At 65.2% G+C, this 18,185-nt stretch carries 18 protein-coding genes; 14 read left to right on the top strand and 4 right to left on the bottom strand.

Annotated features, from left to right (window positions below; translation table 11 throughout):
* Positions 1-20: 20 nt before the first annotated feature.
* Positions 21-440, top strand: coding sequence for a DUF7144 family membrane protein (locus AC1M0F_RS02115; protein ID WP_480236554.1), 420 nt, complete (start codon positions 21-23; stop codon positions 438-440).
* Between the two features lie 45 nt (positions 441-485).
* On the opposite strand, the gene AC1M0F_RS02110 is transcribed toward AC1M0F_RS02115, so the two are convergent.
* The gene (locus tag AC1M0F_RS02110) at positions 486-1,661 is read right to left on the bottom strand and encodes an alcohol dehydrogenase catalytic domain-containing protein (RefSeq protein WP_480236553.1); all 1,176 of its coding nucleotides are present in this window, start codon (positions 1,659-1,661) and stop codon (positions 486-488) included.
* 129 nt (positions 1,662-1,790) lie between these two features.
* Between AC1M0F_RS02110 and AC1M0F_RS02105 the strand changes: the two genes are divergently transcribed.
* On the top strand, positions 1,791-2,984 hold the full coding sequence (locus tag AC1M0F_RS02105) for an AI-2E family transporter (protein WP_480236552.1): 1,194 nt from the start codon (positions 1,791-1,793) through the stop codon (positions 2,982-2,984).
* Here the strand turns inward: AC1M0F_RS02105 and AC1M0F_RS02100 are convergent.
* Positions 2,947-3,744, bottom strand: a complete 798-nt coding sequence (locus tag AC1M0F_RS02100; protein WP_480236551.1) for an alpha/beta fold hydrolase — start codon at positions 3,742-3,744, stop codon at positions 2,947-2,949. The two genes, AC1M0F_RS02105 and AC1M0F_RS02100, sit on opposite strands and share 38 nt — an antisense overlap.
* The gene (locus AC1M0F_RS02095; protein ID WP_480236550.1) at positions 3,741-4,427 is read right to left on the bottom strand and encodes a lysoplasmalogenase; all 687 of its coding nucleotides are present in this window, start codon (positions 4,425-4,427) and stop codon (positions 3,741-3,743) included. The genes AC1M0F_RS02100 and AC1M0F_RS02095 overlap by 4 nt, the downstream gene beginning before the upstream one ends.
* 181 nt (positions 4,428-4,608) lie before the next feature.
* On the opposite strand from AC1M0F_RS02095, the gene thrS reads away from it, so the two are divergent.
* From thrS to AC1M0F_RS02035, 12 genes are all read left to right on the top strand, one after another.
* On the top strand, positions 4,609-6,531 hold the full coding sequence (gene thrS, locus AC1M0F_RS02090) for a threonine--tRNA ligase (protein WP_480237346.1): 1,923 nt from the start codon (positions 4,609-4,611) through the stop codon (positions 6,529-6,531).
* Entirely contained in the window at positions 6,519-7,112 is a 594-nt protein-coding gene (locus tag AC1M0F_RS02085) for an HIT family protein (protein ID WP_480236549.1), read from the top strand. The genes thrS and AC1M0F_RS02085 overlap by 13 nt, the downstream gene beginning before the upstream one ends.
* A 58-nt stretch (positions 7,113-7,170) precedes the next feature.
* Positions 7,171-8,073 carry a pyridoxal 5'-phosphate synthase lyase subunit PdxS gene (gene pdxS / locus AC1M0F_RS02080; RefSeq protein WP_480236548.1) on the top strand — a complete coding sequence of 301 codons (903 nt, stop codon included), beginning with the start codon at positions 7,171-7,173 and terminating at the stop codon, positions 8,071-8,073.
* Positions 8,063-8,668 (top strand): pyridoxal 5'-phosphate synthase glutaminase subunit PdxT, encoded by a 606-nt coding sequence (gene pdxT, locus AC1M0F_RS02075; RefSeq protein WP_480236547.1) that lies wholly within the window; start codon positions 8,063-8,065, stop codon positions 8,666-8,668. Before pdxS ends, pdxT begins: the two co-directional genes overlap by 11 nt.
* A gap of 62 nt (positions 8,669-8,730) precedes the next feature.
* Positions 8,731-9,492 carry a YebC/PmpR family DNA-binding transcriptional regulator gene (locus tag AC1M0F_RS02070; protein ID WP_480236546.1) on the top strand — a complete coding sequence of 254 codons (762 nt, stop codon included), beginning with the start codon at positions 8,731-8,733 and terminating at the stop codon, positions 9,490-9,492.
* Between the two features lie 9 nt (positions 9,493-9,501).
* A complete protein-coding gene (gene ruvC, locus AC1M0F_RS02065; RefSeq protein ID WP_480236545.1) occupies positions 9,502-10,068 on the top strand; it encodes a crossover junction endodeoxyribonuclease RuvC in 567 nt (188 codons plus the stop codon).
* A 184-nt stretch (positions 10,069-10,252) separates the two neighbouring features.
* Complete coding sequence (ruvA, locus tag AC1M0F_RS02060; protein WP_480236544.1) at positions 10,253-10,873, top strand: Holliday junction branch migration protein RuvA; 621 nt, start codon at positions 10,253-10,255, stop codon at positions 10,871-10,873.
* The gene (gene ruvB, locus AC1M0F_RS02055) at positions 10,870-11,895 is read left to right on the top strand and encodes a Holliday junction branch migration DNA helicase RuvB (protein ID WP_480236543.1); all 1,026 of its coding nucleotides are present in this window, start codon (positions 10,870-10,872) and stop codon (positions 11,893-11,895) included. Before ruvA ends, ruvB begins: the two co-directional genes overlap by 4 nt.
* A gap of 71 nt (positions 11,896-11,966) precedes the next feature.
* Positions 11,967-12,407: a preprotein translocase subunit YajC gene (yajC, locus tag AC1M0F_RS02050; RefSeq protein ID WP_480236542.1), complete on the top strand. Its 441-nt coding sequence runs from the start codon at positions 11,967-11,969 to the stop codon at positions 12,405-12,407.
* A 115-nt stretch (positions 12,408-12,522) separates the two neighbouring features.
* On the top strand, positions 12,523-14,241 hold the full coding sequence (secD, locus tag AC1M0F_RS02045) for a protein translocase subunit SecD (protein WP_480236541.1): 1,719 nt from the start codon (positions 12,523-12,525) through the stop codon (positions 14,239-14,241).
* A complete protein-coding gene (secF, locus tag AC1M0F_RS02040) occupies positions 14,241-15,251 on the top strand; it encodes a protein translocase subunit SecF (protein WP_480236540.1) in 1,011 nt (336 codons plus the stop codon). Before secD ends, secF begins: the two co-directional genes overlap by 1 nt.
* Positions 15,252-15,295: 44 nt before the next feature.
* The gene (locus AC1M0F_RS02035) at positions 15,296-17,542 is read left to right on the top strand and encodes a RelA/SpoT family protein (protein ID WP_480236539.1); all 2,247 of its coding nucleotides are present in this window, start codon (positions 15,296-15,298) and stop codon (positions 17,540-17,542) included.
* Here AC1M0F_RS02035 and AC1M0F_RS02030 read toward each other — a convergent pair.
* Positions 17,521-18,102 carry a type IV toxin-antitoxin system AbiEi family antitoxin gene (locus AC1M0F_RS02030; protein WP_480236538.1) on the bottom strand — a complete coding sequence of 194 codons (582 nt, stop codon included), beginning with the start codon at positions 18,100-18,102 and terminating at the stop codon, positions 17,521-17,523. The two genes, AC1M0F_RS02035 and AC1M0F_RS02030, sit on opposite strands and share 22 nt — an antisense overlap.
* Positions 18,103-18,185 lie beyond the last annotated feature (83 nt).

Here is an 18,185-nt window from a genome sequence, read left to right as displayed (position 1 = left end):
GATGGGAAGCGGTTCACACCATGAGTACTGTCAATTCCGGGACGCGTGCCACGCCGACCGTCTGGGCCGGGTGGGTCCAGTTCGCTGCGGTCATTCTCCTTCTCAATGGTCTTTTCAGCGTCGTCCAGGGCCTCGTGGCCGTGGTCGGGCCGAGTACATATTTCACCGTGGTCGAGGGGAGCGTCTTCCTGTTCGACGCGTCCGGGTGGGGCTGGTGGAACCTGATCATCGGCACACTGCTGATCCTCACCTCGGTCGCCCTGTTCCGGGAGGCCGGTTGGGCCCGTGTTCTCGCCATCATCCTGGCCGCGATCAGCGGGGTCGTGCAGATGATGGTCCTGCCGTCGCAACCCTGGTGGGCACTCATCGTCATCGCAATCGACGTGACCATCATCTACGCCCTCGTGGCGCGCGGCGCAGAACTCAAGACCCGGGCCTGAGCCGTGCGGGCGGTGCCGCCCGTGACGGCCGGCACCGCCTGAACGCTACGGCTTCAGCACGACCTTGATGCAGCCGTTCTCCTTCTTCTGGAACATCTCGTACATCTCGGGTGCCTTGTCGAGCGGCACCCGGTGGGTGACGAGATCCTCGACGCCAAGCGGGTCGGACGGGTCCTCGACCAGCGGAAGCAGCTCATCGCGCCAATGCTGCACGTTGCACTGTCCCATCCGGATGCTCACCTGTTTGTCGAACAGGGACTTCATCGGGATGGGGTCCGCTTCACCCGCGTAGACGCCGCTCAAAGACACCGTGCCACCCCGGCGAACGGAGTCGAACGAGTTGTACAGCGCCTCGAGACGGTCGACGCCCGCCGTGTTCATCAGCTTTCTGGCGATGCCATCCGGCAGAAGGCCGACCGCGTTCTGGGCGAGCGTCGCGCCAGGGCTGCCGTGGGCTTCCATGCCGACGGCCTCGACAACGGAGTCAGCGCCGCGCCCGTCTGTGGCGTCACGGAGTCGCGCCACCACGTCATCCGTCAGGTCGAAGGTCTCAACGCCGTAACGTTCGGCCATCACTCGTCGTTCAGTGACCGGTTCGACGGCGAGCACCCGATGACCGAGATGTTTACCGATCCTGCTGACGAACTGCCCCACAGGGCCGAGGCCCATCACGATGAGGGTGCCGTCGTCTGGCAGGTCGGCGTAACGCACACCCTGCCAGGCGGTCGGCAGGATGTCACTCAGGAAGAGGTAGCGCTCGTCGGGCAGGTCGTGACCGACCTTGGTGGCGTTGAAGTCGGCCAGGGGGACCCGAAGGCGTTCGGCCTGACCGCCAGGAGTCGAGCCGTAGAGCTGGCTGAACCCGTAGAGCTGTGCGCCTGTACCCTGCTCGGTCATCTGGGTCGTCTCACACTGTGAGTGGAGACCGCGGTTGCACATGTAGCAGTCGCCACACGCGATGACGAACGGGATGACCACGCGGTCGCCTGGGGAGAGGCGCGTGACCGCGGAGCCGACCTCCTCGACGACACCCATCGTCTCGTGCCCGAGCACGTCGCCCTTGTCGAGGAACGGGCCGAGCGTCTCATACAGATGCAGGTCGGAACCGCAGATCGCGGCGGAGGTGACGCGGATGACGACATCCGTCGGTTTCTGGATGGTCGGGTCGGGGACGGTTTCGACGGAGACGGATCGTTTTGCCTGCCAGGTGAGTGCTCTCATGCCGTCCTGTCTACGCCCGCCATCGTTCCGGCGTCGACCACCTTGACGCATAGGCGCGGGGCAAGTACCGTGCACGACGCGCGAGCGCAACCGGCTCGGCCGTTTGCCGGAACTAACTAGGCTGGCACGATGAACGCTGACAGCGACGCTCGACCCGTCACAGCCAAACCCACTCTGCGCGACCTGTGGACCGACCGGATCGGGTACCTCGGAACCCGCAGCGTCCAGCTCCTCCTCATCATCACGCTGGGCGCCGTGCTCGTGTGGTCGCTGGTCCAGATCAAGCTCGTCGTGATCCCGCTGCTCATCGCACTGATCGTGGCTGCCGCCGCTGCCCCTGTGATCATGTGGCTTCGCCGCTTCATGTCGAATCTGCTCGCCGCCTGGGCGGCCCTCCTCAGCGGAGCGCTCGTCTTCGGGGGCATCGTCACCATGATCGTGTTCGCCGTGAGGGACCAGTGGAACGAACTTGCTGCCTCTGCGGTGAAGGGCCTCGACCAACTCCTGACCTGGCTGGAAGACGGTCCTCTGCCGATCGATCAGCAGCAGATCGACGACGCCCGTGACGCCGCCGTCGACTTCCTCACCAGCAGTCAGTTCGGTACAGGAGCCCTCGCGGGGGTCTCGGCCGCCGCGAACATCATCACCGGCCTGGTCCTGGCCATCGTCATCCTGTTCTTCTTCCTGAAGGACGGCGACACCATCTGGAACTTCTTCCTCAAGCCGCTGCACGGCGAACGCCTCGACCGCGGCGTCCGGATCGGCCACACAGGTGTCCGGGTACTCGGCGGCTACGTGCGAGGGACGGCCCTCATCGCTTTCGTCGACGCGTTCTTCATCGGGGCGGTCCTCTTCATCCTCGGAGTCCCGCTCGCCCTCCCGCTCACCGTGATCATCTTCCTCAGCGGGTTCGTCCCGATCGTCGGTGCGACGGTCGCCAGCATCCTCGCCGCGCTCGTCGCCCTCGTCGGCACCGAGAACGGCCCACTGACAGCGCTCCTCGTCATTGCCGCCGCCATCGTCGTGAACCAGCTCGAGGGCAATTTCCTCCAGCCCACCGTCATGGCCCAGTCGCTCAAGCTGCACCCCCTCGTCATCCTCGTCGCACTCACCGCCGGGACGATCCTCGGTGGGATCACCGGCGCCGTGCTCGCCGTACCGATCGCCGCAGTGGCATGGGCCATCGTCAAGGTCTGGAACGGGCCGGACACGTCGCTCGACCGCCCGGCGAAGAAGCGAACGAAACGCGAGAAGAAGCCTGCACCGTCCGCTGGGGCCGGGGAGACTACCGCTCCTGGCGCGTCGGCCGCTCCGGCGTCGTAGAACTCGAGGATCCAGCCTCGAATTCCTCCAGAATCCGAGCAACCGTCTCCGCCGCAGTGTGCTGAACGACATGCGCCCCGCCCGGCACATCGACGAGTCGCCCGTCAACTGCGCGCGCGGCGAGGGCGGACGACCAACCGTGGGGTGCGATCGGATCGCGCTCGCCCCGAAGGACGAGAACCGGAACCGCTACGGACCGGATGCGATGCTCGATTCGGTAACCGAGCATCACCGGCAGTTCGGTGAGGTACCACCGGAGACCACTCCGGAGGTAGTCGGTGCCGACGATCCAGTTCGCCGTCGGGGATTCCCGGAGAACATCGCGTGCCAGGCGCATGCCCTGCTGCCACGGAGCCCGGGCACGTTCGTCCACGACGGCTCCGATGAGGACGAGTCCAGCGACGCGATCCGAGCCGCGAGCGGCGACTTCGACAGTGAACTGCGACCCCATCGAATGGCCGACCAGGATGGCCGCGTCGAGGCCTTCCGCCTTCAGGAAGGCGGACAGGAGCTCGGCGCCGGCCTCGACGGTCAGTTCGTGTTCGGGCCGTGGCGCACCGCCGAAACCCGGGAGCTCGACGGCGAACACGGTTCCTGACCGGGCGAGGAGCGTCGCCAGCCTGGTGAAGTACCTCGACGAGACTCCGATGCCATGCACAAGGACGTAGTGCGGCGAACCGGGTGCCTTCCGTGCACCCCAGCGCCTGACGAGCAGGGTGAGGTCGCCGTGGACGAAACGGTAGGGGGAATTCTGAGTCATCGGATGGCTCCTGCCTCGATCGGTTCGTCGGCCCGGACGAGCAGACGCGCAATGCCCAGCGCGATGAGGCCCTGTCCGGCCAGATACGTCAGCATGACCAGGAAGTCGACTGCAGGGATCTCGATGTCGGCGACGAACGTGTTCACGGCGAGCAGGGAGTCCGAGAGAAGGAACAGGGTCGCACCGGCGACGACAGTGCCGCCGCAGCGCGTGGCGACAACGGCCATGGAGCAGATCACGAGCCCGTACACGACGACGGGGACCAGCATTCCGCCGAGGTGCGGCGCGAGAACGAGGATGAGGGCGGCGAACCAGACGCCGTAAACCAGGCTCCACCGACGGGGACGACCTACTCCCACAGCGGACGAGAACAGCGCGATGTATGCAACATGGGCGAGGAGGAAAAGCACGAGGCCGATGAGGAACCACGTGCCGCCGGGAATCAGGAGGGCGAGGTCGCCCAGCCAGCTGAACAGCAGGGCACCGAGCAGCAGGATCGCAGCGCGCGACAGCGACCGGCGGAGGAGCCAGATGACCGCGATCGCCAGGAACGGGATGAGAAGGGGTTTCGTCAGAGTGGTCAGGACCGGGGAGGGCATGAGCTGACCGACGAGATGAATCACGCTGACGAGAAGGAACGGCGCGAAGGCCACCAGGGGGCGCGGTCGGACTGCAGCGGGCACGGCGTGTTCCTCACTCTCACGTCTTGGGGTGCACTCACTCTAGGGGCGGGCGAACGGCCACCGGGCACGCGAACGGGCGACACGGCCGACGGCGCTAAAGTTGGAGAGTCTTTTACCAAACAGAGGAGCACACCAGGTGTCTGACGGATTCGCACGATTTACCGACCGATCCGTTGTCGCAATGCGCGTCAACGGCGAGTTGAAGGATCTGGCGACGACGATCACGGACACCGACGAGGTCGAAGCGGTGACCATCGATTCACCGGACGGTCTCAGCATCCTCCGTCATTCAGCGGCCCACGTGCTCGCACAGGCCGTTCAGAAGGTGAACCCGGACGCCCGGCTCGGCATCGGCCCGCCCGTCACCGACGGTTTCTATTACGACTTCGACGTGCGTGAGGCATTCACCCCTGAAGATCTCAAAGCGCTTCAGAAAGAGATGGACCGGATCATCCGGCAGGGCCAGCGATTCGTTCGCCGGGTGGTTTCTGATGAGGAAGCCCGCGAGGAGCTCGCCGACGAACCGTACAAGCTCGAGCTCATCGGGCTCAAGGGAGGATCGTCGGCCACCGAGGACAACGAGAACGTCGAGGTCGGGGGAGCAGAGCTCACCATCTACGACAACGTCAACCCGAAGACCGGCGAGACCGAGTGGAAGGACCTCTGCCGGGGACCCCACCTTCCGAACACCCGGATGATCGGCAACGGCTACTCGCTCATGCGTGTCGCCGCGGCGTACTGGCGCGGCTCGGAGAAGAACCCGCAGCTTCAGCGCATCTACGGGACGGCCTGGCCGACCAAGGACGAGCTTCGTGCCTACCAGGCCAGGCTCGAGGAGGCGGCGAAACGCGACCACCGCAAGCTCGGCGCCGAGCTCGACCTGTTCAGCTTCCCCGAGGAACTCGGGTCAGGGCTGCCGGTGTTCCACCCGAACGGCGGCATCATCCGGAACGAGCTCGAGGGGTATTCGCGAAAGCGGCACATCGAGGAGGGCTACTCCTTCGTCAATACGCCCCACATCACCAAGGGCAACCTCTACGAGATCTCCGGTCACCTCGACTGGTACCGCGACGGGATGTTCCCGCCGATGCACATCGACGCGGAATACGACGAGAACGGCGACGTGCGCAAGGCCGGCCAGGACTACTACCTGAAGCCGATGAACTGCCCGATGCACAACCTCATCTATCGTGCAGGTGCGCACTCGTACCGTGACCTCCCGATGCGGCTGTTCGAGTTCGGCACCGTCTACCGGTACGAGAAGTCCGGTGTCGTCCACGGGCTGACCCGTGTCCGCGGGTTGACCCAGGACGACGCCCACATCTATTGCACCCGCGAACAGATGAAGGACGAACTCACCGGTACCCTGAACTTCGTGCTCGGCCTGCTCAAGGACTACGGACTCGACGACTTCTACCTCGAGCTGTCGACGAAGGACCCTGTGAAGTACGTCGGAAGCGACGAGGCGTGGGATGAAGCGACGCGTACCCTGCAGGAGGTCGCCGAGGCATCGGGTCTTGAACTCGTGCCAGACCCGGGTGGAGCGGCGTTCTACGGGCCCAAGATCTCGGTGCAGGCCCGTGATGCCATCGGCAGGACCTGGCAGATGTCGACCATCCAGCTCGACTTCAACCTCCCCGAACGTTTCGAACTCGAGTACACGGCAGCGGACGGGACCCGCCAGCGCCCGGTGATGATCCACCGCGCACTGTTCGGCTCGATCGAGCGGTTCTTCGGTGTGCTCACCGAGCACTATGCGGGTGCTTTCCCGGTCTGGCTCTCCCCGGTGCAGGTCGTCGGCATCCCGGTGGCGGATGAATACGGCGCATACCTGGACGACGTGATCGCCCAGCTCACCGCGGTTGGCGTGCGGGCCCACGTCGACCACTCCGACGACAGGATGCAGAAGAAGATCCGCACGCACACCAAATCGAAGGTTCCGTTCCAGCTCATCGTGGGCGAGGAGGACCGTGCGAACGGTGCCGTCAGCTTCCGGTTCCGTGATGGAACCCAGCTCAACGGCATCCCCGTGGCCGACGCCATCGCCCGGATCCGTTCCTCGATCGACTCGCGTGCGCAGGTGTCGACAGCATGGCTCGACTAGGCGTCGACGACCACAGGGAGCCGGACGAACCCGGCATCCCTGTGGCAGAGTCGGTTGAATCGAGCGCGCACCTCGCCGGCGTCCCCGACGAGTTCCAGCGGCTGTGGACCCCGCATCGGCTGGTGTACATCCAGCACGGCCAGCAGCCCCATGAGGACGACTGCCCGTTCTGCCTGGCACCGCAGATGAACGACGAGGATGCTCTCATCGTCGCCCGGGGCACGCATGCATACGTCCTGCTGAACCTGTTCCCGTACAACAGCGGTCACCTCCTCGTGTGCCCGTACCGTCACATCCCGACCTACGACCAGGCGACGCCTGAGGAAGTGGCCGAGATCGGTTCACTGACCCAGACGGCGATGACCGTCGTCCGCACCGTGTCGAAGAACGACGGCTTCAACATCGGCATGAACCAGGGCATCGTCGCGGGCGCGGGCATCGCCGGTCACCTGCATCAGCACATCGTGCCCCGGTGGGCGCAGGACGCGAACTTCCTGCCGATCATCGCGAAGACGAAGGCGCTCCCGCAGCTTCTCGGCGACGTCCGCGAGGCGATCGCCGAAGCCTGGCCGGCTACCTGACCCCTGGCTCCGTCATCACGACGGCACGCCCCTCTTCAACGATCTAGGATTGAGCATTATGACTAACAGCACCAACACCGGCGAACTGGGTTCCAACCGCGTCAAGCGCGGCCTTGCAGAGATGCTGAAGGGTGGCGTCATCATGGACGTCGTCACAGCGGAGCAGGCACGCATCGCCGAGGACGCCGGCGCCGTGGCCGTCATGGCCCTCGAGCGCGTGCCCGCAGACATCCGGTCCCAGGGCGGTGTCGCACGGATGTCCGACCCCGACCTGATCGAGTCGATCATCGCCGAGGTCTCCATCCCCGTGATGGCGAAGGCCCGCATCGGCCACTTCGTCGAGGCCCAGGTCCTCGAAGCACTCGACGTCGACTACATCGACGAATCAGAGGTGCTGAGCCCCGCTGACTACGTGAACCACATCGACAAGTGGGAGTTCACCGTCCCCTTCGTCTGTGGCGCGACCAACCTCGGTGAGGCGCTCCGCCGCATCAACGAGGGTGCGGCCATGATCCGCTCGAAGGGTGAGGCAGGCACGGGCGACGTCTCGGAGGCCACCAAGCACATCCGCAAGATCAAGAGCGAGATCGCGTCTCTCACGTCGATGTCGAAGGACGAACTCTACGTCGCGGCCAAGGAGCTTCAGGCTCCGTACGACCTCGTCGCTGAGATCGCCGAGACCGGAAAGCTTCCCGTCGTCCTGTTCACGGCCGGTGGTGTCGCCACCCCGGCCGACGCCGCAATGATGATGCAGCTCGGTGCAGACGGCGTCTTCGTCGGCTCAGGCATCTTCAAGTCGGGCAACCCCGAGAAGCGCGCAGCTGCCGTTGTGAAGGCCACGACCTTCTACGACGACGCGAAGATCATCGCAGAGGTGTCTCGCGGACTCGGTGAGGCCATGGTCGGCATCAACGTGTCGGACCTCGCCGCCCCGCACCGCCTCGCCGAACGTGGCTGGTAGCGGTACGCCGCAGGTCGGGGTTCTCGCCCTCCAGGGCGATTTCCGGGAGCACGCTCTCGTTCTCCGGGGTCTCGGGGCAGATGTCATCCACGTCCGGCGCCCTGAGGAGCTCGCCGCCGTGGACGGTCTCATCATCCCCGGTGGGGAGTCGAGCGTTCAGGACAAACTGTCGCGCGCGTTCGGCCTCGCCGAGCCCCTGAAAGCGGCCATCGCCTCAGGGCTCCCCGTCTACGGAACGTGCGCGGGTCTGATCATGCTCGCCGACCGGATCGTCGAGGGCATCGCGGGACAGCAGACGCTCGGCGGCCTCGACGTCGCCGTCAGGCGGAACGCTTTCGGTTCGCAGCTCGACTCGTTCGAGACGGATCTCGACATCCCCGTCCTCGGTGGACCACCGGTGCACGCCGTCTTCATCCGTGCCCCGATCGTCGAGACGGTCGGGCCGAAGGCCACCGTCCTGGCCGCACTTGCCGACGGCCGGGTCGTCGCAGTCGAGCAGGGGAACCTGCTCGGAACCTCTTTCCACCCCGAGGTCACCGGCGACATCCGATTCCACGCACACTTTCTCGAGAAGGTACGCAGACGCACACGCTGATTCCGGCGGTCGAGCGTCGCGTGATTTAGACTGATGCGGTTAGACATCCAGTAAGGGAGCACATGTCCGGACACTCCAAGTGGGCTACGACCAAGCACAAGAAGGCGATCACCGACTCTCGCCGTGCCAAGGCGTTCGCGAAGCTCATCAAGAACATCGAAGTCGCCGCGAAAATGGGCGGCGCCGACCTGTCAGGCAACCCGACCCTCGTCGACGCCATCCAGAAGGCCAAGAAGACGTCGGTTCCCAATGACAACATCGACAGGGCCGTCAAACGCGGCGCCGGCCTCTCCGGTGACTCCGTCGACTACACGACGATCATGTACGAGGGCTATGCCCAGCACGGTGTCGCCCTCCTGATCGAGTGCCTCACCGACAACAAGAACCGTGCTGCGGCCGATGTCCGCACCCTGATGAGCCGCAACGGCGGCACGATGGGCGACCCGGGAAGCGTCGCATACAACTTCGCACGCAAGGGCATCATCGTCGTTCCAGCCGCTGACACGACCGAGGACGACATCCTCGCCGCCGTGCTCGACGCCGGTGCCGAAGAGGTCGTCGACGAGGGTGAGACCTTCGAGATCATCACCGACCCGTCCGACCTCGTGGCCACCCGTACCGCCCTGCAGGAGGCCGGCATCGACTACGACTCGGCCGACGCTGCGTTCGTGCCCAACCTCAAGGTCGAGGTCGACGCGGAGACCGCACGCAAGATCTTCAAGCTCATCGACGCGCTCGAGGATTCCGACGACGTGCAGAACATCTACAGCAACTACGAGCTGTCGCCTGAGGTTCAGGCCGAACTGCACGCGCAGGACGACTAGGACCGACCGATGACCCTCCGGGTGCTCGGCGTCGACCCCGGCCTCACACGCTGCGGGATCGGGATCGTCGACGTCGAGCCCAACCGGAAGGCCAGGCTGGTTCACTACACGGTCGTGCGGAGCGACCTCGATGCTCCGATCGACCAGCGACTGCTCGTCATCGGGCGCGGAATCGACGAGGCGCTCGACGAGTTCCTCCCCGGCGCCGTCGCGGTGGAACGTGTCTTCGCGCAGCACAACCTCCGCACCGTGATGGGAACTGCCCAGGTCTCCGGGCTCGCCCTCCACGCGGCGGCGAAGCGTGGATTGCGGGTCGGCCTTCACACGCCCTCAGAGGTGAAGGCATCCATCACCGGCTACGGATCGGCAGACAAGAAACAGGTCGCGACGATGGTCGCGCGTGTTCTCGGACTCGCCGAGCCCCCGCAGCCGGCGGATGCCGCCGACGCCCTGGCTATTGCGATCTGTCACGCGTGGCGTGGGGGAGTCGTGCCCGCCGGGGGAGCAGCATCCACCACCCTCACCCCGGCGCAGGAGGCCTGGGCCCGGGCGGAACGGGCCGCGCGAGGCAAGTAGGCGACGGATGAGCGCCGTGCGGCCCGCCCGTACCCGTTCATCTGTCACAAAGTGCGGCAACGCGCAGGCGATCAACGTATTCTGCGACCAACGAACCCTCTGCCTCACCACGACAGCCTCACGGAGTGCACACGTCGAGCGTGGCGGTCCGGTGTCTGTCGGATGCCCCACGTAGGCTTGAAAGGTGATTTCAAGCGTGCGTGGAACAGTGCTCTCGGCCGTCGGCGGCGACGTCGTCATCGATGTCGGCGGAATCGGCTACGCGGTGCACGTCACCCCTGAGCACGCGCTGGCGCTGCGCGTCGGCGACCAGGCCTTCATCCACACGTCGTTCATCGTCCGCGAGGACTCGATGAGCCTCTTCGGGTTCGAGACCCGCGAGCAACTCGCCGTGTTCCAGTTGCTGACCGGCGTCACCGGTGTCGGCCCGAAATCCGCCCTCGGGGTGCTCAGCGTTCTCGGTCCAGGCCAGATCGCTGCGGCCGTCGCCTCCGAAGACGATGCGGTCTTCCGCAAGGTGTCAGGGATCGGCCCGAAGACCGCGAAGCTCATCGTCGTCTCGCTCGCAGGCAAGCTCATCGCCCACACCGAAGCAGCTGCGCCGGTCGCCGGCACGCCGACGGGCGACAGGGTCGTCGTCGCACTCGTCGGTCTCGGCTGGTCGGAGAAGGTCGCCGGGCAGGCCGTCAGCGACGTCATCGCCGCCAATCCTGATGCAGGGACCTCGCCCGTGCAGACCCTGCTCAGGCTCGCCCTCGCACAACTCGGCCCCGCACAGCACAGCACGACCGGGGCGCACGCATGACCGACGTCGATCTCACCAATCCCGAACCTGAGTCGGACGCTGAACTCGTCTTCGAGGGCGCCCTCCGGCCACAGAGCCTCGCCGAGTTCGTCGGCCAGACGAAGGTGCGCGGTCAGCTCGAACTGCTGCTGAAGGCAGCCGCGATCCAGGGCCGCACCGCCGACCACATCCTCCTTGCCGGGCCGCCAGGACTCGGCAAGACCACTCTCGCCATGATCGTGGCGCACGAGAGCCAGAAGCCGCTCCGGATGTCGAGCGGTCCGGCCATCCAGCACGCAGGCGATCTCGCGGCCGTCCTGTCGAGTCTGGTCCCGGGCGAAGTGCTCTTCATCGACGAGATCCACCGGATGGCGCGCTCGGCGGAAGAGATGCTCTACCTCGCGATGGAAGACTTCCGCATCGACATCATGGTCGGCAAGGGCCAGGGGGCGACCTCTGTGCCCCTCGATCTGGCACCGTTCACTCTCGTCGGCGCGACCACACGATCCGGCCTCCTGCCGAATCCGCTGCGCGACCGATTCGGTTTCACCGCGCACCTCGAGTTCTACGACAAGCCGGAACTGGAGCAGGTTCTCCACCGGGCAGCCAGGATGCTCGATTTCCCGATCGAGGCGGATGCCCTCGCCGAGATCGCCGGCCGCTGCCGCGGGACACCGCGTATCGCCAACAGACTGCTTCGCCGCGTCCGCGACTACGTCCTCGTGCACCGGACTCCTGCCGACAAGGCGTCCGTCCGGGCCGCTCTGAATCTGTACGACGTCGACGAACTCGGCCTCGACCGCCTCGACCGCGCAGTGATGGAGATCATGCTGACGAGGTTCGGGGGAGGCCCAGTCGGGCTGAACACCCTGGCTGTGTCCGTCGGCGAAGAGGCGGAGACGGTCGAGAGCGTCGTCGAACCCTTCCTGGTCCGAATCGGCCTGATCACGCGAACCCCACGCGGCAGGATGGCCACGCCTCAGGCTTTCGCGCACTTTGGGGTACCGCATGCTCAGGGTTCTCTGCTGCCTGATGTTCTATAATTCAGATTGGCCCATCGGCCCCACTCCCTACCCTTGCGGTTGAACAACCGCGGAAGGCTTCACAAGAACTCATGGATCCCCTCAGCATTGGCATGCTTGCCATCCTCGCCGTCCTCATCTTCTTCATGTTCCGCAACGGACAGAAGCGCAAGAAGGACATGGCAGAGAAGCAGTCGAAGGTCGTGCCCGGCGCCGAAGTGATGACCAACTTCGGTGTCTTCGGCACCATCCTCAGCGTGAACGACGACAAGGTCCAGGTCGAGACCAGCCCCGGCAACGTTCTCACCGTTCACCGCCAGACCATCGTCCGCTTCCTCGACGACGAGCCCGCACCGGTCGAAGAGGCTGACGAGGACGTCGAAGCAGACGCTCCCGAGCAGATCAACGAAGACAGCGCCGCCTACCCGGCCGAGCCTGCGACGTTCCCGACCGAGCCCGAATTCGGTGAGCGCGTCGACCCGACAGAGGCCAAGCCGGCCACCGATTCACGTGAGAAGAACGCTGACCAGTAGTCTTCCTGAGGAGCGCCGCCGCTCCCAGCGCTGTTCGCAGTGATTTCGCACCATCCTCGAAGCGTCCCTCCCGCCTCCCAGCGGGTGGGGCGGTCATAGAAAGCTGAGTACGTAGTTGGCACAGTCGAAGTTGACGCCCGTCCGTAAGGCATGGCGCTCCCTGTCCTGGCTGGGTGTCATCACCCTTGCTCTCCTTGGCGTCCTAGTCGGCGGGATCCTGTGGGGCGGAGCCAGCTGGGCCCCCAAGCTCGCCCTGGACCTCGAGGGTGGAACGCAGATCATCCTGCAGCCCAATGTCCAGAGTGGCGAGCAGGTCTCGCAGGAACAGCTCAACCAGGCTGTGGCCATCATCCGCCAGCGCGTCGACGCGTCGGGTGTCTCCGAGGCCGAGGTGAACACCGAGGGCAGCAACGTCGTCGTCTCGATCCCCGGTGAAGCCGACGAGGAGACACGCAACCGCATCGAGGCCTCGGCGAAACTCGAGTTCCGGCCGGTCCTCGTGGCCGGGGAACCGTCGAACACGTTCGTCGGCGAGGACGGAACCGAAACCCCGTACCCGACACCGGACCCGTCGCTGCCGAGCACCCCGACCGCCGAGCCGACCAGCCCGAGCGACCTCAGCCAGGTCACTCCTGCACTGCAGGCAGAGTTCCAGGCCTTCGACTGCAACGAGCCCGTCGAAGCCGGCGTGGTCCAGCCCGCTGACGAACCGATCATCGCCTGTGAGGCCGATGGCAGTGTGAAGTACATCCTCGGCCCGGTCGAGGTCGAGGGTTCGCAGATCACGAACGCCACGAACGGGATGCGAACCACGCAGTCGGGAGCCACCACCGGTGAGTGGGCGGTGAACCTCGTCTTCAACTCCGAGGGGACCGAGCAGTTCGCCGACGTCACCTCGAGGCTCAACGGCCTGCAGAGCCCGCAGAACCAGTTCGCGATCGTGCTCGACAACCAGGTCATCTCAGCTCCTCAGACCCTCGCCGTGATCAGCGACGGCAAGCCCGAGATCTCCGGAAACTTCACGCAGGAATCGTCCAAGACACTCGCCGACCAGCTCAAGTACGGCGCGCTGCCGATCAGCTTCACGGTGCAGAGCTCCGACCAGATCTCGGCGACTCTCGGCTCCAGCCAGCTCCAGATCGGCATCATCGCCGGCATCATCGGCCTCATCCTCGTCGCCATCTACACGCTGTTCCAGTACCGCCTCCTCGGCTTCGTCACCATCGCGTCGCTCATCGTCGCCGGAATCCTGACCTACCTCGTGATCGCGATCCTGTCCTGGCGAAGCGGCTACCGACTGTCGCTGGCAGGTGTGGCGGGTCTGATCGTCGCGATCGGCTTCACGGCGGACTCGTTCATCGTCTACTTCGAGCGAATACGAGACGAACTCCGCGACGGCCGTGGGCTCGAATCGGCGGTCGAGGCCGGCTGGCGTCGTGCACAGCGCACGATCTACGCGTCGAAGGGTGTCAACCTCCTGGCCGCCGTCGTGCTGTACGCACTTGCCGTCGGCAACGTGAAGGGCTTCGCGTTCACGCTTGGTATCACCACGATCATCGACGTCATCGTCGTCGTGCTCTTCACTCACCCGACCCTGCAGTTGCTCGCAACCACCCGGTTCTTCTCCAGCGGGCATCCACTCACCGGACTCGACCCGACGGCACTCGGCGCGGTCTACCGCGGTCGTGCCCAGTTCCGCCAGCCGATCGACGTGAGCCAGTCGAAGGCGGCGAAATCCAGCCGTGAGGCAGTCAAACGCCAAACGATCGCAGAACGCAAGCAGGCCGAACTCATCGCCGCAGGCGGAAAGAAGAGCCAGGAGAAGGATTCCTAATGGCAAGCCTGACAACATTCGGCAATGACCTGTACACGGGCAAGCGCTCGTTCAACTTCGTGGGCAACCGCAAAGTCTGGTTCAGCGTCGCGATCGCCCTCGTCCTTCTCTCGATCCTCGTGCCCATCGTCAAGGGTGGGTTCAACCTGAGCTTCGAGTTCACCGGTGGGTCGCAGTTCACGATCTCGTCCGTGGCATCCGCCGACCAGGACAAGGCGACGGATGCCGTCGCGAGCGTGGTCCCCGAAGCCGTCTCGAAAGTCACCACCGTCGGTGACAACGCCGTACGCGTCCAGACCAGCCAGCTGACCAGCGCTGAGACCACCGAGGTCTCCCAGGCGCTTGCCGCGGCCTTCGATGTGGACGAGAGCGACGTCGCGACGTCGTTCATCGGCGCGTCATGGGGACAGGATGTCACCAGGCAGGCCATCACCGGCCTCCTGATCTTCCTCGCACTCGCCTTCATCACGATGGCGTTGTACTTCCGCACGTGGAAGATGTCTGCGGCTGCGATGATCGCACTGCTCGACGTGCTCATCATCACCCTCGGTGTCTACTCACTCAGTGGCTTCGAGATCAGCCCGGCGGCCATCATCGGCTTCCTGACGATCCTCGGCTACTCCCTGTACGACACGGTCGTGGTGTTCGACAAGATCAGGGAGAACACCAGTGAGGACGGGGAGAACGCCCCACGGACTTTCGCGGAGTCGGTGAACCTCGCCGTCAACCAGACACTGGTGCGGTCGATCAACACCTCCGTAGTCGCGGCACTGCCTGTGGCGTCCATCCTCATCATCGGTGACTTCGTCCTCGGAGCGGAGACGCTGCGTGACATTTCGCTGTCGCTCTTCGTCGGCATCATCATCGCCACCTATTCGACGATCTTCGTGGCAGCGCCGCTGTACGCACTGTTCCGTCAGAACGAACCGGACATCAAGAAGCGGGATGCCCGCGTCATGGCCGCCCGTAAGCGCTCACTGGAGCAGCCCGCCGTCGTTCCGGCGATCTGACCGGCCTCATTTCCGCGAGATAATGGTACGGAAGGAGGTGACCGATGACTGAAACACAATCGTCGAGCGCCTCCCTGCGACGCCTCGTCCCGCGGATCTTCTCCAAGGCCCAGCCGGCGGGCGCCGTCGACCGGCTGGTTCGCACGGCACGGATGCACCATCCGAAGGCCGACCTCTCGATCATCGAACGTGCCTACACGGTCGCCGAGAAGGCGCACCGCGGACAGAAGCGGCAGAGCGGCGAACCGTACATCACGCATCCGGTCGCCGTCGCTCAGATCCTCGCGGACCTGGGAATCGGGCCGAAGACGCTCGCTGCTGCGCTTCTGCACGACACGGTCGAGGACACCGAGTACGGGCTCGACGAGCTGAGGGCTGAGTTCGGCGACGAGGTCGCCATGCTCGTCGACGGTGTCACCAAGCTCGACAAGGTCAAGTACGGCGAAAGCGCCCAGGCCGAGACCGTCCGCAAGATGATCGTGGCGATGTCGAAGGACATCCGCGTTCTCGTCATCAAGCTCGCCGACCGCCTCCATAATGCGCGCACGTGGGGCTTCGTCCCCCCGGAGAAGGCGGCGAAGAAGGCGACAGAGACCCTCGAGATCTATACGCCGCTTGCGCACCGTCTCGGCATCCAGACCATCAAGTGGGAATTGGAAGACCTGTCGTTCGCGGTCCTCTACCCGAAGCTCTACGCCGAGATCGAAAGCCTCGTCAAGCAGCGCACGCCGCAGCGTGAAGAGCTCGTCCACCAGGTCATCGACGCCGTCAACGAAGACCTCAAGGTCGCGAAGATCCGCGGCAAGGTGGTCGGACGGCCCAAGCAGTATTACTCGATCTACCAGAAGATGATCGTGCGCGGTCGTGACTTCGACGAGATCTACGACCTCATCGGCATCCGGATCCTGGTGAACTCCGTCCGCGACTGTTACGCGGTTCTCGGTGCGATCCATGCCCGCTGGACCCCGATCCCCGGCCGGTTCAAGGATTACATCGCCACGCCGAAGTTCAACCTGTACCAGTCGCTGCACACGACGGTCATCGGTCCTGGCGGCAAGAGCGTCGAGATCCAGATCCGCACCCACGAGATGCACCAGCACGCCGAGTACGGCGTCGCGGCGCACTGGAAGTACAAAGAGAACGTCAACGGCAAGAGCGCCGGGGCCAAGGCCAACGAGAACGACATGGTCTGGCTGGCTCACATCTCCGACTGGCAGGCCGAGACCGCCGACCCGGGGGAGTTCCTCGACTCCCTGCGGTTCGAGATCGGCGCCAAAGAGGTCTACGTCTTCACGCCGAAGGGTCGCGTGATCGGGCTCCCCGCCGGGGCGACCCCCGTCGACTTCGCGTACGGGGTGCACACCGAGGTCGGACACCGCACGATGGGTGCCAAGGTCAACGGTCGCCTCGTTCCTCTGGAGACCGAGCTCAACAGCGGTGACGTCGTCGAGGTCTTCACCTCGAAGAACCCGGACTCCGGGCCCAGCCAGGACTGGCTGAGCTTCGTCAAGAGCACCAGGGCCCGCAACAAAATCCGGCAGTGGTTCACCAAGGAACGCCGCGACGAGGCGATCGAGCAGGGCAAGGATGCCATCGCCCGCGCCATGCGCAAGCAGAACCTGCCCCTGCAGAAACTGATGAGCCAGGACTCGTTCGCCGAAGTCGCAGCACAGATGCGCTACGAAGACGTCTCGGCGCTTTACGCCGCCGTCGGCGAGGGACACGTCTCGACCCAGTCGGTGCTCGAGAAGGTCGCCGCCCTGCTTCAGGGTGACAGCGAAGCCGAAGCCGAAGCCATCGACTTCCCGGTGCGCGGGCGCACGCGCAAACTGCCGCACAGCGACTCAGGTGTGCTCGTTCGTGGAGCCCCTGACATCCTCGTGAAGATGTCGAAGTGCTGCACCCCGGTTCCCGGCGACGACATCGTCGGTTTCGTCACACGCGGGTCCGGAGTGTCCGTCCACCGCAGCGACTGCCACAACGTGCAGGATCTGCTCAAGGAACCCGAACGGATGATCGACGTCGAATGGGCACCGACCTCGAAGAGCGTCTTCCTCGTGAACATCCAGGTGGAGGCGCTCGACCGGGCCGGGCTGCTCAGCGACGTCACCCGGGTGCTCAGCGAACACCACGTCAACATCCTCTCCGCGACGGTGTCGACATCGACCAACCGCCTCGCAATCAGCCGGTTCGTCTTCGAAATGGGTGACACCACCCACCTGGACCGGGTCCTCAACGCAGTCCGCCGAATTGACGCCGTCTACGACGTCTACCGCGTCAACGGCGGCTGAGCAGCCACCGCGGCGATCAGGTCGAGCGACCGTCGCCTCCCGGGCAGCGGCGTGGCGCGAACACCGACCAGATCGGAAGGCACGATCCGGTAGCGGAGAACGAGTGCCTGCAGCACGAGGAGGTCCCTCTGACCAAGAGGCTCGCGCCTGCCGATATCGAAAGCCGTCCGTGCAGGCGTCGTCACCCGGAGGGGTCCGATCCTGCACTCCTCCTCGTCGGCCAGGCTGAGCTCGTGAAGTATGAAGCGGTGCGCCAGCCGAACACCTGCCCGCTCATCGCTCCGTGAGCAGACCTCGTGGCGCGGGGGCGGAACATCCGTCGCCCCGTGCAGCCAGGCTGCGGTGAGCCCGATCATCACCAGGCGTCCGCTCGCCACCGACCGGGGGAGCAGCGCGCCGAGCGCGCGTGCGCGAAGCTCAGGGCTGTCGGGTTCGTCAGCGCACACCCACCATTCGTCCACGGGGAAGAGCTCCCCGTCGAGGCGGGCGGCAGACAGCTCAGCCCGGGGGAGTACGACCGAGGTGAGAATCGGGGGAACGGAGAACACAGCCAACAGCATGCCTGCCTCCGAGCGGGCAGAGTGGACACCCCGCACTGCTGTGCACAACGCGACGCTCGACCGACCGCTGTGGACAACTCCGC

It is taken from the genome of Mycetocola sp. Y719 (genome assembly GCF_056713205.1).
The sequence above is the reverse complement of the archived record's forward strand: the minus strand, read 5'-3'. Positions and strand labels throughout refer to the sequence as shown.

Bases quoted from the DNA above. Each gene is read 5' to 3' on its own strand.
- AC1M0F_RS02115 (WP_480236554.1), top strand. From the start codon at position 21: ATGAGTACTGTCAATTCCGGGACGCGTGCCACGCCGACCGTCTGGGCC.
- AC1M0F_RS02110 (WP_480236553.1), bottom strand. From the start codon at position 1,661: ATGAGAGCACTCACCTGGCAGGCAAAACGATCCGTCTCCGTCGAAACC.
- AC1M0F_RS02105 (WP_480236552.1), top strand. From the start codon at position 1,791: ATGAACGCTGACAGCGACGCTCGACCCGTCACAGCCAAACCCACTCTG.
- AC1M0F_RS02100 (WP_480236551.1), bottom strand. From the start codon at position 3,744: ATGACTCAGAATTCCCCCTACCGTTTCGTCCACGGCGACCTCACCCTG.
- thrS (WP_480237346.1), top strand. From the start codon at position 4,609: ATGCGCGTCAACGGCGAGTTGAAGGATCTGGCGACGACGATCACGGAC.
- AC1M0F_RS02085 (WP_480236549.1), top strand. From the start codon at position 6,519: ATGGCTCGACTAGGCGTCGACGACCACAGGGAGCCGGACGAACCCGGC.
- pdxS (WP_480236548.1), top strand. From the start codon at position 7,171: ATGACTAACAGCACCAACACCGGCGAACTGGGTTCCAACCGCGTCAAG.
- AC1M0F_RS02070 (WP_480236546.1), top strand. From the start codon at position 8,731: ATGTCCGGACACTCCAAGTGGGCTACGACCAAGCACAAGAAGGCGATC.
- ruvC (WP_480236545.1), top strand. From the start codon at position 9,502: ATGACCCTCCGGGTGCTCGGCGTCGACCCCGGCCTCACACGCTGCGGG.
- ruvB (WP_480236543.1), top strand. From the start codon at position 10,870: ATGACCGACGTCGATCTCACCAATCCCGAACCTGAGTCGGACGCTGAA.
- yajC (WP_480236542.1), top strand. From the start codon at position 11,967: ATGGATCCCCTCAGCATTGGCATGCTTGCCATCCTCGCCGTCCTCATC.
- secF (WP_480236540.1), top strand. From the start codon at position 14,241: ATGGCAAGCCTGACAACATTCGGCAATGACCTGTACACGGGCAAGCGC.
- AC1M0F_RS02035 (WP_480236539.1), top strand. From the start codon at position 15,296: ATGACTGAAACACAATCGTCGAGCGCCTCCCTGCGACGCCTCGTCCCG.
- AC1M0F_RS02030 (WP_480236538.1), bottom strand. From the start codon at position 18,102: ATGCTGTTGGCTGTGTTCTCCGTTCCCCCGATTCTCACCTCGGTCGTA.